This is a genomic window from Paenarthrobacter nitroguajacolicus, assembly GCF_031455195.1.
GTDB lineage: Bacteria > Actinomycetota > Actinomycetes > Actinomycetales > Micrococcaceae > Arthrobacter > Arthrobacter nitroguajacolicus_D.
Window position 1 is genome coordinate 303,910 of record NZ_JAVDSH010000001.1, and the last position, 12,794, is coordinate 316,703.

At 63.9% G+C, this 12,794-nt stretch carries 12 protein-coding genes and 1 tRNA gene; 3 read left to right on the plus strand and 10 right to left on the minus strand.

The genetic code is table 11. From position 1 onward, the window contains the following. Positions 1–6 precede the first annotated feature (6 nt). The 6 genes from J2Y68_RS01445 to J2Y68_RS01470 form a co-directional block, all read right to left on the minus strand. The gene (locus J2Y68_RS01445; protein ID WP_309988782.1) at positions 7–669 is read right to left on the minus strand and encodes an acetyltransferase; all 663 of its coding nucleotides are present in this window, start codon (positions 667–669) and stop codon (positions 7–9) included. Beyond that, the gene (locus J2Y68_RS01450; protein ID WP_309988784.1) at positions 666–1,832 is read right to left on the minus strand and encodes a DegT/DnrJ/EryC1/StrS family aminotransferase; all 1,167 of its coding nucleotides are present in this window, start codon (positions 1,830–1,832) and stop codon (positions 666–668) included. Before J2Y68_RS01450 ends, J2Y68_RS01445 begins: the two co-directional genes overlap by 4 nt. Beyond that, the gene (locus tag J2Y68_RS01455) at positions 1,829–2,848 is read right to left on the minus strand and encodes an NAD-dependent epimerase/dehydratase family protein (RefSeq protein WP_309988786.1); all 1,020 of its coding nucleotides are present in this window, start codon (positions 2,846–2,848) and stop codon (positions 1,829–1,831) included. Before J2Y68_RS01455 ends, J2Y68_RS01450 begins: the two co-directional genes overlap by 4 nt. Then, on the minus strand, positions 2,845–3,954 hold the full coding sequence (locus J2Y68_RS01460) for a Gfo/Idh/MocA family protein (protein ID WP_309988788.1): 1,110 nt from the start codon (positions 3,952–3,954) through the stop codon (positions 2,845–2,847). Before J2Y68_RS01460 ends, J2Y68_RS01455 begins: the two co-directional genes overlap by 4 nt. Before the next feature lie 57 nt (positions 3,955–4,011). Then, complete coding sequence (locus J2Y68_RS01465; RefSeq protein ID WP_309988790.1) at positions 4,012–5,691, minus strand: sugar transferase; 1,680 nt, start codon at positions 5,689–5,691, stop codon at positions 4,012–4,014. 270 nt (positions 5,692–5,961) lie between these two features. After that, positions 5,962–6,219, minus strand: a complete 258-nt coding sequence (locus J2Y68_RS01470; protein WP_211712681.1) for a hypothetical protein — start codon at positions 6,217–6,219, stop codon at positions 5,962–5,964. Positions 6,220–6,258: 39 nt separating this feature from the next. Here J2Y68_RS01470 and J2Y68_RS01475 point away from each other — a divergent pair, with 39 nt between their 5' ends. Next, positions 6,259–6,492, plus strand: coding sequence for a DUF5703 family protein (locus J2Y68_RS01475; RefSeq protein WP_017200923.1), 234 nt, complete (start codon positions 6,259–6,261; stop codon positions 6,490–6,492). A gap of 19 nt (positions 6,493–6,511) precedes the next feature. Here J2Y68_RS01475 and J2Y68_RS01480 read toward each other — a convergent pair whose 3' ends face one another. Continuing rightward, positions 6,512–7,672 (minus strand): acyl-CoA dehydrogenase family protein, encoded by a 1,161-nt coding sequence (locus J2Y68_RS01480; protein WP_309988794.1) that lies wholly within the window; start codon positions 7,670–7,672, stop codon positions 6,512–6,514. 27 nt (positions 7,673–7,699) lie between these two features. Then, entirely contained in the window at positions 7,700–9,004 is a 1,305-nt protein-coding gene (locus tag J2Y68_RS01485) for a M20/M25/M40 family metallo-hydrolase (protein WP_309988795.1), read from the minus strand. Positions 9,005–9,268: 264 nt separating this feature from the next. Here J2Y68_RS01485 and J2Y68_RS01490 point away from each other — a divergent pair. Further along, positions 9,269–9,354 (plus strand) — tRNA-Leu (locus J2Y68_RS01490). Positions 9,355–9,471: 117 nt separating this feature from the next. Continuing rightward, positions 9,472–10,443: an alpha/beta hydrolase gene (locus J2Y68_RS01495; protein ID WP_309988797.1), complete on the plus strand. Its 972-nt coding sequence runs from the start codon at positions 9,472–9,474 to the stop codon at positions 10,441–10,443. A gap of 85 nt (positions 10,444–10,528) precedes the next feature. Here the strand turns inward: J2Y68_RS01495 and J2Y68_RS01500 are convergent, their stop codons facing one another. Together J2Y68_RS01500 and J2Y68_RS01505 are read right to left on the minus strand one after the other, a co-directional pair. Beyond that, positions 10,529–11,455, minus strand: coding sequence for a MaoC family dehydratase (locus J2Y68_RS01500; protein ID WP_309988800.1), 927 nt, complete (start codon positions 11,453–11,455; stop codon positions 10,529–10,531). Then, positions 11,452–12,792 (minus strand): 3-oxoacyl-ACP reductase, encoded by a 1,341-nt coding sequence (locus J2Y68_RS01505; RefSeq protein WP_309988803.1) that lies wholly within the window; start codon positions 12,790–12,792, stop codon positions 11,452–11,454. Before J2Y68_RS01505 ends, J2Y68_RS01500 begins: the two co-directional genes overlap by 4 nt. Positions 12,793–12,794 lie beyond the last annotated feature (2 nt).

Consider the following 12,794-nt stretch of genomic DNA (forward strand, 5'->3'; position numbering starts at 1 on the left):
GGACGGTCACTGGGCCCCCTCCAGCGCTGGAGAGTTGCCCCGCCGGATGACCCGGGCCGGGACACCCGCCCACGTCTCGTCATCAGGCACGTCGGTGAGGACCGCCGCGCCCATGCCGATGGTGGCTTTCGCGCCAATGGAACGGCGCTCGCGGACACTGGCGTTCATTCCTATGTAGGCGGCGCGGCCAATGCTGACGTTCCCACCGAGCGAAACCCCGGAAGCGAACGTCGCGAAGTCGCCAATGATGTCGTCGTGGGTGAAGGTAACCCCGGGCATGGCGACTACATGGCTGCCGATAGTGACGGAGGCTGTCATGCTGACGTGGGCCAGGAGGATACTGCCTGCGCCGATCACACACCCTTCCGGGACATTGACTGTGGGATCGATTGCGGTGGCGTAACGGTCTTCTGCGAGCCCCAAGGACCGTAACCGCATCACTACGCTCTCGCGGCCGGCTCCTGATCCGATACAGACCAGCAACAGCGCATGTGGGAACAGCAGGGCGTCCCTGACGGGCCCGAGTACATGGGCGCCGTCGACCACGCGCCCGAGTTTGTCCTCGTCGTCGTCGAGGATGCCGACGACGTCGAACGGCCCGCTGCTCCTGACCATCGCCAGGACTTCGCGGGCGAGTCCGCTGGCGGCAATAAGAAGGAGCTCGCTCATCGTCCTTGTCCTGCCACGCGGAGTACGGAATCGATCACGCGGACTTGGTCGTGGAGGGCCAGCTGGTGGTACACCGGGAGGATCAGAGTGTGGTCGGTCAACCATTCCGTGGCCGGAAGCGCCGCGTGGCCTGTGTCCTTTCCGGCGTAGGCCGGTTGGCGATGGGCTGCCATGATGCCGCGCCGTGCGGAGATGCCGTCTTCGGCGAGTCGGGTCATGAGGGCATCCCTCCCCAACGGAAATGCAGGACCGATTTCCAGCCAGCAGGATTGGAAGTTGCTGGTGCCGTATCCGGGGTCGCTGACCAGCCTGAGACCTTCGACGCCGGCAAACGCATTCGCGTAGGTGGCGGCCAGTTCACGACGCCGCTGGACAGCCTCATGGAGGCGCCCCAGTTGGACCAGTCCGACGGCGGCCTGAAGGTCGGTCATGCGGTAGTTAAAACCGACTTCGAGGTACTCTTCGGCGGGGGCGAGGATGCTGGCGTGCCGGTCGGTGGCCGAAACGCTCATGGCGTGTTCCCGGAGGCGCCGTGCCCGGTCGGCGAAGTCCTGGCGCGGAGTGGAGAGCATTCCACCTTCACCGGTGGTGAGGATCTTGCGGGGATGGAAGGACCACGCGGCCACCTCGGCCCCGGCGCCTACCGGACGGCTGCGATAGCGGGAGCCGATGGCGCAGGCCGCGTCTTCGACCACGATGATGCCGCGGCCATCGCAGAGGGACCTGATGGGATCCAAGTCAACCGGAACCCCGCCCTGGTCTACGGCGATGACGGCCTTGGTGGCCGGTGTGAGGGCCTTCTCGACCGTCTCTGCGGTCAGGCAGCCCGTCTGGATATCGACGTCGGCGAACACGGGACGCGCCCCCATGTAGGTAGGTGCGTTGGCGGTGGCAATGAAAGAGAAAGACGGGACCACCACATCGTCTCCCGGGCCGACGCCGGCGACGGCGAGCGCCAGGTGAAGGGCCGAGGTGCAGCTGGAGGTTGCCACCGCATGACGGGATTCCTGTTCCACTGCGAACGCTTCTTCGAACTGGCGAACCTTGGGGCCTTGTGCGACCCAACCCGAAGCGATCACGTCGGCCACGGCTTGGGCTTCCTCTTCGCCCAGCCAGGGTTTCATGACGTCGATGCGGCCCAAGCGTGTCTCGGAGATGGTCATCGCGCACCAACTGCCGGCGCCCCAGGGCGGTCCACCAGCCGGGCTGCTGCAATCTCGTCGCGGAGGGGACGCCACCAGGAGACCAGCGACCGCAGCCCGTCTTCCAGGCCGACCGCTGCTTCGAAGCCGAGGTCTTCCCGGGCAGCGGTGACGTCCGCCAGGCGCCGGGCAACCCCATTCACTGCGCGTTCCGGGCCGTGTTCAAGGTGCAGTGGGGATTCCATGACCGTCAGCAGGGTTTGAGCCAGTTCGGCCAGGCTGGTTTCGGTGCCGCTGGCCACGTTGTAGGCCCCTTCGCGCACGTCGCTGACGGCTGCCAGGACGTTGGCCCTGGCCACGTCCGCGGTGTGGACGAAGTCCATTGTTTGCTCTCCGCTGCCGAAGATCATGGGTGGCTGGCCATCGACGATCCGTTCCATCCAGCGCACCAGCACTTCGGTGTAGAGCCCGTGCACGTCCATGCGGGGTCCGTAGACGTTGAAGTAGCGCAGGATGACGTAGTCCAGGCCCGACATGGCGCGGAAGCTCCTGGCCATCCCCTCGTTGAAGGATTTTGCGGCTCCGTAGAAGGTGTCGTTGTTGTGGTGGTGGTGGTTTTCCTTGGTGGGGAACTGCTCGGCCATTCCGTAAACAGAGGCGCTGGACGCCGAGATGAGCTTGTCCACTTTGTGTTCTACGGCTGCCTCGTACACGTTGAACGTGCCATCCACCAACACTTCGAGGGCGAGCCGGGGTTCTTCCGCGCATTGGGTGATGCGGATGGCCGCCTGGTGGAAGACCAGGTCCTTGCCGTGGGTGAGGTCGTGGACGAGATCCCTGTCCCGCAGGTCGCCTTCGACGAGTTGGACGCGTTCGGTGGCCAGTGCGCCGTCCAGGTTGGCCCGGCGTCCCCGGACCAGGTTGTCCAGGACGTCCACATGCGCCGCACCGGCGTCGAGCAGTTGGTCCACCAGAGTGGATCCGATGGTTCCGGCGCCTCCGGTGACCAGCACGTTGGCGCCCAGTAGCTTCTTCATCGTGCGACCTGGAGATTTACCTCGTTGCCGGCTACCACTGTTGCCTGGCCATCGGTACCCAGGCTCTGGGTCACGGCCTCAAGGACGGACAGGACCCGCAGCCCGGATTCGCCGCTGGTGCGGGGCCGGGTGTGGTTTCGGATGGAGGTGGCCAGTTCCGCTACTACTTGGCCGAGAGGTTCGCGTTCCTGCAGCGCCGGGGACCACGTGTCGCCCAAGCGGTAGGAAATCGCTGAGGCCTTCTTATCGGCCGCTGATCTGGGTTGCTGGTCCAGGCTGACTCCGCGGTCGTAGACACTGAGCCGTTGCTGCGGGTTCAGGTCGTCCCACACGAGGGTCCTCTTCGACCCTCCGATGATCATTTGGCGGATTTTGGTGGGACTGAGCCAGTTCACGTGGATGTGCACGATCGCATCGTTGGGCAGGCCGAAGGTCAGATGTCCCACGCAGTCCCGGCCGGTGCCGAGGGGATCCGCGCCGTGGGCCGAGATTTCCGTGGGATGAAGCCCGCCGGGGAGCACAAAGTCGAGGATTGAGAGGTCGTGGGGTGCCAGATCCCAGAAGACATTGACGTCCGGTTGGACGAGTCCCAGGTTGATGCGGACTGAGTCAACGTACAGGATGTCGCCCAGCACTCCGCTGGAGACCAGTTCCTGGATCTTGAGGACTGCCGGGGTGAAGCAGTAGGTGTGGTCGGCCATCAGGACCAGCCCGCGGGCGTTGGCTTCTTCCACCATTTCCAGTCCCTTGGCACGGCTGTCCGCGAGCGGCTTTTCCACGAGCACGTGCTTTCCTGCGCGCAGGGCCGTCATCACCACGCCGTGATGGGTGTGCGCCGGTGTGGCGACGGCGATCGCGTCCAGGTTGTAGGTGTCCAGCAGTTCGTCCAAGGACTCGACGACGGCCACCCCGCCCACCGAGCCGGCGAGTTTCAGGCCGCGTTCGACGTCGAGGTCGCAGATGGCAACGAGGTCCCAGTCGGGGCTCGCTTTGAGGTTCCTGGCGAGGTTCGGCCCCCAATAGCCTGCTCCCACCACCGCGACGCGGAGCCTTGGCCGCAGCTCATGGCCGTTCAGTTGTCCTGATGGAATAGTTCGTATGCTCATTTCCCACTCAACTTCTGTGCTGGTAGCCCGGTTTTTGGTCGGTACTGCAGGTCGTCGCTAATAGGCGCCGGATGCCCGGGTCATCGCCCGGAAGGTTCGCCACATGATCATCAGGTCACCGGCCAGGGACCAGTTCTCCACGTAGTAGAGATCCAGCCGGACCGCTTCATCCCAGGGAAGGTCGGAGCGCCCGTTGATTTGCCACAGGCCGGTGATGCCCGGTTTGATCAGCAGGCGCCGGTGCGTGTGTTGTTCGTAGGCGCTGACCTCGCGGGACAGCGGTGGACGGGGCCCCACGAGGCTCATATCGCCCACCAGGACATTCCAGAATTGCGGCAGTTCGTCGAGGGAGTATTTGCGCATCCACCGACCACACCGTGTGATCCGTGGGTCCCCCCGGATCTTGAACAGGACTCCCGCGCCTTCGTCCTGGCTGCCTAGCGCTGCCAGTTGGGATTCGGCGTCGACCACCATGGAACGGAACTTCAGCATCCTGAACGTCGTGCCCTTCTTGCCGATCCGCTCTTGCCGGAAAAGGATGGGGCCTGGACTGTCCGCTCGCACTATTCCGGCCAGGACAAGCAACACCGGCGCCAAGGCGACCAAGGCTGCAGCTGAGACGACGATGTCCATGAGGCGCTTGAGCGTGTGCTTGCCCCCGGAGTAATGCGGGATATCGACGTGCATCAGTGGAAGTCCCTCGACGGGCCGCCAGTGGATGCGTGGACCGGCGACGTTGGTCAGGGTTGCGGCGAGGACGAGTTCCGCGGAGTTTTCCTCCAACCGCCATCCGAGTTCCTGGATGAATTGGTTGCCACCGGGAACGGGGCCGGCCACAATTACTGCGTTCGCGCCTGTCTGCCGGACGGTGTGTGCGATCCCGTACAGGGATGACAGGACCGGAACCCGCTGGTGGTCTACTACCAGGACCGCTCCGCGCCGTGCGCCCGGAAGGCAGGCCCCCACAATGTCGTAAACGGCACCGGATTTCCTGTTGACTTGCTTGACCACGTAGCGGACGTCCTGCGGCTCCCCAACAACCAGGGCGCGCGAGAGGCAGCGTCCCCGGGACTTTTCCTGGCTCAGCCACCGGCGGAAACCCCACCTGCTGCCTGTCAGCGATATCAGGCCAAGCGGCAGGGACACCAGGACGAAGGAACTGACAGCCTCAAGGCGGAAAACTACCGCCACGATGGCAAGGAAACCGAAGACGCGGATGCTCGCTGAGAAGACCCGCTTGTATTCCTCGGGGCCCACGCCCAAGACTTTGGGATCCCGGGTCCTGTAGACCTCCAGTGCTGCCAGCCAAGCGAAGCCCAGCATCCCGCCCAGCACCAGGTGGTTTGCCTGCGCCGGGGTGTCGGCGGTGAACGGCCATCCCTCCGTATCCACCAGGAACCCGACGGTGACGGCCGCCGCAACCAACATGGTGTCAGCCAGTCGGAGGCTGGTGGTCAGCCGGTGCGTCCATGTCAGGCGGTCTTTGGGCGGTGCGGTAACCCGGGAGCGCCGGTGGGTGACTGGCGGCACAAGGTCCAGGGTGACATCCGGCCTCGGCGCCGCCAGTCCCGCCTTTTCAGTCCGTTGTGCAGCAACGGACTTGTCAATCCAGGGAGACGCCGGCGGATTGACATCGGCAGTGGCAGGTTCCGTTGGAAAGACTGATCCCACGGTGGCATGGTTCGGACCCGTGGGTGCCGCTACCTTGCCTAGACGCAAGACTGGAACTTTCACCATGTCAGCCTTCTTCGCAGACCTGCCATTGCCTACATATCAGTGAAGCCTCGGCCGTCAGGGGGCGCACCAGTAGTCGGTACTCAAGTTTGCGCAGCGTTACCCATTGCCCCTACGTGCAAGTACCTAGCTGGCACCGGCAGGACTACGTGGCCCGGCCACTGGCCAGCGCGCAAAAAAGCCCGGAATCGCGGGCGTCAAAAGCAATGGAGCGAGGAAAAATGGGCACAAAAAACCGGCCACCCGAAAGTGGCCGGTGTAAGGGGAAGAGTCCTAGTCCTCCACTATTTCCAAGTCTTCATCGAGTGCCTCGTCGTCGTCCTCATCCTCGTCGTCGAAGACCTGGAGCGGAGTAACCTCGGAGAAAGCCTCGTAGAGTGCGTCCTCATAGACCTCGAAAGCGTCGGCAACCGCGAAGAACGCGGCCTCGACATTGGGGTCCCCTTCGCCCCGCCGGGCGGATGCTGCGGCCAGGTGCTCTTCCAAGGCGGCGGTCAGTGATTGAAGCGCGACACGCGGATCGATGCTCATGACTTCACGTTAGCCGGAAAAAGACGAAAATGGAGAGGGATGAGAGAACAATTTCCGGGCAGCTCCGTGGAGCGCCAACGAGACTACGCACGCCAGTACGAGTACCTCGTATTGACGGTGGGACCTGACGATTCGCTGCCTGAAGCCCGTCGAAGGCTTGCCGAGCATTCGGAGTACGGCAAATGGGAACTTGAACGCAGCGTCCTGTACCTGGGCGGTGGCCGCCGTTTCTGGCTGCGGCGAAAAGTCTATTCCGTACAGCGGACCGTCTAGGCGCCACCGCCCAGGGAGGCTACTTCTCCAAGGGCCCGAGCCATGCGTTGGCCACTGTGTTGTGCGCGGATTCGTCGTTGGAAGGGTGAAAGATGCCCGCCAGCACATCCCGGTACAGCCGCTCCATTTCAGAACCCCTGAAATAGCTCGAACCGCCTGTTACCCGGATTGCCAGGTCCACGACGTGGCGTGCGTTCTCCGTCGCCCTGGACTTGATCCCAACAAGTTTGGGGAACCATTGCGCGCCATGATCCACGAGGTTGTCGACGTCCCGGGCAACCGTCGCTATTTGTGGTTGGATTCCATCCATGGCCAAAGCGGCATCTGCTACCTTCCAACGGATGTCGGGGTCCTGGGCGAGGCTGCGGCCGCCATTCTTGGCCGAAACACGGCGTTTGACGTTCTCGACGCCCAGGAGGAACGCACGCTCTGCCACGCCTGTGTAGACGGCGGCGAGAAGCGTTTCAAAGCAGGCGAAGATGGCGAAAATCAGCAGGTCCTGGTTAGGGCCCACCGGCAGTTTGCGGAAGATCCGGTCCGGAGGAACCACGGCACCATGCAGCAGGGTGGTGTTCGAGGCGCTGGCCCGCATTCCCAAAGTGTCCCAGTCACTTAGCGTTTCGTGGCCGGGTTCGTCGCGGCGAATGAAGCCGAACACCAGCTCCCCTGCCCCGTCCCTGGCGGCGGCGTCCTTACCGAACGTCCCCAGGCGTGTCCAACCGCGGGAAAGGCTGGTGAAGATTTTCCGGCCCGTAAAACGGTAACCACCATCAGGCAGGGATTCGGCTACCGTGCCCGAATCGAAAAGCATGGAGTCGTTGCCCGCCTCCGAAATGCCGAACGCAAAGACCTCCCCCTTACCGGCCTCCTTCAGGACGAAGTCCAACGAATCGTCGCCCCTGGCCGCCATCACCCGCGCGACGCCGGTCCACACCAGGTGCATGTTGACGGCCAGCGCCGTAGCGGGGGCGGCCGTGGCGAGACGTTGCTGCAAAGCCGCTACCGCTTCGAGACCGAGCCCCAAACCGCCGTCGGCCTCCGGCACGAAAAGCTTGAGGTACCCCGCGTTGGCCAACTCCTCCAGGTCTTCGTGGAAAAAGCTGTTGTCGCGGTCATACCCTGCGGCCCGGCCGCGCAGGCGCTCGAGCAGGGCGTCGGGCAGGATTTCTTCGGAAACCATCCAAGTGCCTCCTTCTGGTGGTGGCGTCTAGTAGTTGCTCAGTAGCTTGTTCAGGACGCGGGCGCCGAATTGGAGGGACTCGGCCGGAACACGCTCATCGACCCCGTGGAACATGCCGGTGAAGTCGAGCTCATCCGGAAGCATCAGCGGAGCGAATCCGTAGCCGGTGATGCCGATCTTGCTCAACGACTTGTTATCGGTGCCCCCGGACAGGGTGTACGGGAGGACCTTTGCCCCGGGATCTTCTGAATGCAGGGCGTCGATCATGGAGTCCACCAGGTTCCCGGCGAAGGGTACCTCCAGGGACACGTCCTTATTGACGTAACTGATCTCGATGCCGTCCCCGGCGAGCTCCTTGATGGTCTCGAAAACCAGCTCCTGCTGGCCAGGCAGGGTGCGGCAGTCAACGAATGCTTCCGCCGACTCCGGGATGACGTTGTGCTTGTAGCCCGACCGAAGGAGTGTGGGGTTGGACGTGTTCTGCAGGGTGGCTCCAACGAACCTGGCCACGGTGCCGAGCTCCTTCAGGAGGATGTCCGGGTTGTCGGCGTCGAATTCGACGCCGGTCAGTTCCGTCACGCCGTCCAGGAACTGGCGGGTGGTGGGGGTCAGTTCCACGGGCCACTTGTACTCGCCGATCCGGGTCACGGCAGCAGCGAGCCGGGTGACCGCGTTATCGGTGTTGATCTGGGAGCCGTGGCCGGCACGGCCATGGGCCACCAACCGCAGCCAGGAGAGACCCTTTTCAGCGGTCTGCAGCAGGTAGGTGCGCTGCCCGCCGATCGTGGCGGAAAAACCACCCACTTCGGAGATGGCCTCCGTGGCGCCATCGAAAAGGTCGCGCCGGTGTTCCACGGCGTAGCGGGCACCGTACGTGCCGCCGGCTTCCTCATCGGCAAAGAAGGCGAAGATGATGTCCCGCTTGGGTTTACGGCCGGTCCTGGCGAAGTCGCGCATGACCGACAGGATCATGGCGTCCATGTCCTTCATGTCCACAGCGCCGCGGCCCCAAACCAGCCCGTCCTTCAGTTCTCCGCTGAAAGGATCAACACTCCATTGGTCCTTCAGGGCCGGAACGACGTCCAGGTGCCCGTGCACCACCAGGGCGTCAGCCGAGGGGTCTTCTCCGGCCAGGCGGGTCACCACATTGGCCCGTCCCGGGGCGGACTCGAAGATTTCAGCCTCGAGGCCAACCTCGGTGATGAGCCCGGCAGTGTATTCGGCCGCTGCGCGCTCCCCCGGGCCGGTGTCGTCGCCGAAGTTCGAGGAGTCAATGCGGATGAGCTCCTGGCAGATCCGGACTACTTCGTCTTCGGGGCGGATGACAGACATGGAAACTCTCCTTGCGTGGCTGGGCTGCAGGTTCCGGCGACGCGCGTTGCGGCTTCCGCAGCCCGTCCCGTGTCCCATCAGCCTACTCACCAGCAGCCGCCCCAGTCAGGAATTCGTTGCGCCCCGGGTCGCAGGGCGACCAGGGAAGGCGCCCTGACCAGCCCCGATTTTTCCGTTACCCCAAACCGTGTTAGAGTTTTTCTCGCTGCTTCGGAGGAAAGTAAAGCACCGGAAGGTGCTCAATCACTTCTCTGAACACCACCTGCGCGGGTGGCGGAATGGCAGACGCGCTAGCTTGAGGTGCTAGTCCTCGAAAGGGGGTGGGGGTTCAAGTCCCCCTCCGCGCACCAACACAAGGCCTGGAATCAATGGATTCCGGGCCTTGTTTGTTTTGCCGGGAAGACACCTCCGCAAATACAATGCGAGTTTGATCACAAGTGTTTCTTCCCGGCCCACCTAAGGAAACCATGGACAGCTCAGAAGACATCCTCGGCGCTGAGTACTCGGCACGGACCCTGGCGCTCCAGCCGGATGCCGAGGGTGAGGTGGTAGCTACACTCGTGTCCCGGAAGGCGCCGGCGGCCAACGGCCGGGCGGTGCTGTACGTCCACGGGTTCGTGGATTACTTCTTCCAGGTTCACCTTGCCGATGAGTGGATTAATGCCGGGTACGACTTTTACGCCCTGGACCTCCGGAAATACGGGCGTTCCCTCCGCCCCCACCAGACGCCCAACTACATCGAGTCTCTGGAAAGCTATGACGAAGAGCTGGATGAGGCTGCCCGGATCATCAAGGAAGAGGACGGACACGACGTCCTGGTTGTCCTTGGCCACTCGACGGGTGGTTTGGTGACCAGCCTGTGGGCACACCGGCGGCGCTTCGATGGCATCGTGGACGCTTTGGTCCTCAACAGCCCATGGTTCGACCTCAATAAGCCCTTCTTCCAGCGCACGGTGGGGACCGCCGTCGTCGAACGTCTGGCGAACTACCAGCCGCGGCGCCAGGTGGGCGTACTGGGTGAGCACTACGGCCGCAGCCTGCACGCAACCACCGGGGGTGCCTGGGATTTCAACCTTTCATGGAAGCCGCTCGAAGGGTTTCCGGTGCTGGCCGGCTGGCTTCGCGCCATCCGGCGCGGGCACGCCCAGCTCGCCAAAGGGCTCGATATCCGCTGCCCGGTCCTGGTGTGTGCATCGACCGCCAGTGCGGCAGTGACAGCACCAATGGAGACCATCAATTCCTACGACATCGTCCTGGACGTCCGGCACATCGCTGATCGCAGTACCAGGCTTGGCCGACTGGTGACATTGGCAAGGATCGACGGCGGCATCCACGACCTGGCGCTTTCGGCCGAACCTGCGCGGAGCCGGTTTTTCGAGGAAGTTTTTCGCTGGGCAGGCGCCTACGTGCCGGAGAGCGCTACCAGCAACAACCCGTGACCCGGGCTGGAGGCCTTTACAAAACCGAGTACGAAAAAGGCGGCGGTCACCCCAGGGGTGACCGCCGCCGTCGTCTCCATCATGCCTAGGCCAGGGCGGAGACTGTCCCTGTGAAATGCCGACGGCCGCTTCGAGGGTTCCACGCCACGTAATCCGAGCGCTGCCAGCCGCCCGACTCCGATTGGACCGTGGTGATGTCCAACGCGACCCGCGCCGGAAGGAACACCGGAGCCTCGAAGGCGACGTCCCAGGCGAACGAGTCCGCTTTCACCGCTCCAACGTCCGCCAACGCGCGGGAGGCCAGGTACATGCCGTGGGCTATGGAGCCACGCAAGCCCAGCGCCTTGGCCGACAGGACGCTCAGGTGGATCGGATTGAAGTCGCCGGATACCGTGGCATAGCTCCGCCCGGTGTCCAAGCCAAGTTGCCAGAGCGCCGTAGGGTCCGGCGGGGAAAAGTCGCCGGTCCCAACGGCGCCGTTGGATGCTCCCGGCTTGTCGATGCCCGGCAGGAAGCTGCCCTTGGCGAGATAGGTCGAGATACCGCGCCAAAGCAATTCGCCGGTGGCATTGGAACGTACCTCGGCCGCAATGTCCACCTGGGTCCCGGCCCTGTGCCCGGACAGGTTTTCTGCCCAGGAAAGGATGTTCAGGGACTCGGAGAATTCGATGGGAACCCTCTGCTCCACCTTGTTCTTCAGATGGATCATCCCCAGGAGGGGCAAAGGAAAATCGTCCCGGTTCATGACACTCATGGACACGGGGAACGCCAGGGCATGAACGTATCCGGCGGGCAGGGTATCGCTGGCGCTCTCGCCTACCAGATGCTGGTAGGCGGTGAGGTTTCCGACGTCGGCATGGACGTTCCGCACCTCATGGCTGACAGCGGGCAATTGCCTTTCCCCGCCCGCGGCCCCCAAAACGCGGCGCCGCGCTGCTGTTGCTGCCGCGTTGACGTACAACTTGGACAGTGAGGGAAGCTCCCCAAGAACCACCGGCTGCAGGGTGCTCATGCTCCCACCAGTTGTTGGCCACAGACCCGCAATACCCCGCCGGTGATTCCGCCGGCGGCGTCACTGGCCAGGAACGCTATGGCCTCGGCGACGTCCTGGGGTTGGCCGCCTTGCTTGAGGGAATTGAGCCTGCGGGCCGCCTCGCGGATGGCGAACGGCATCTTGGCTGTCATCTCCGTTTCAATGAAGCCCGGGGCAACTGCGTTGATGGTTCCACCGAATGGTTCCATGTGTGCCGCGGTGGACCTCACCATGCCGATCACACCGCCCTTTGACGCGCCGTAGTTGGTCTGTCCGCGGTTGCCGGCGATGCCGCTGGTGGAGGCGACCGAGACGATACGGGGCGAGTCTTTGAAATGTTCCGAGGCCAGCAAGGCTTCGTTGATCCGGAGTTGGGCCGCAATGTTGACCGCGATAACTGAGCGCCAGCGGCCCTCATCCATGTTGGCCAGCAGCCTGTCCCGGGTGATCCCCGCGTTGTGGACAACGATATCGAGCCGTCCGTGGCGTTCCACGGCGTGCTCAATGATGCGATGGCCGGCGTCGTCGCGGCTGATGTCCAGCTGCAGGGCGGTCCCCCGGACCTCGTTGGCGACCCTCGCCAGGTGGTCACCGGCGGCGGGAATGTCCACAGCGACTACGGTGGCACCGTCACGGTGAAGCGTCCGGGCAATGGCCGCTCCGATGCCACGCGCGGCGCCGGTCACCACGGCAACTTTGCCGGCCAGCGGCTTCTCCGGATCGCCCGGCATGAGGCCCCTGGTGGAGCTGACCGTCAGGAACTGTCCGTCAACGTAGGCCGAGCGTCCCGACAGGAAGAACCGCAGGGCCCCCAGTGCCGAGGGACTGGTGGTCGCAAGGTCGTCGTCCAGGAGAATGCCGTTGGCGGTTGCCCCTGCCCGAAGCTCCTTGGCCAGTGAGCGCAGCAAGCCATCGATGCCCTGTCGTGCAGCTGCGGAGGCCGGAGATTGGGCGGAGTCCGCGGTCCGCGAGATGGTGACTACCCTCGCGTTGACGGCCAGGTCCCGCAGCGAAGCCCCGGCAGTGAGCACGGGCTTTCCCAGATCGTCGGGGTGCTGCACGGCATCGAGGACCAGGACGATCGCACCCAGTTTTTCCTTGGGCAGCGCGTTCCGACGTACATCCAGGCCCCAGCCCAGCAGGGTTGTGGCGATGTCATCGGCGCCCGCGCTGTCCCCACTGACCAGTACAGGGCCGGTGACCAACGGTGCGCCGGGGCGATACCGTCGAAGTTCCACAGGCTGTGGCAAGCCGAGCCTTTTCGCAAGGTCCTTGCCGAGCCCCTGGCTGACCAACTGTGTGTATTTATCTGCCAAGA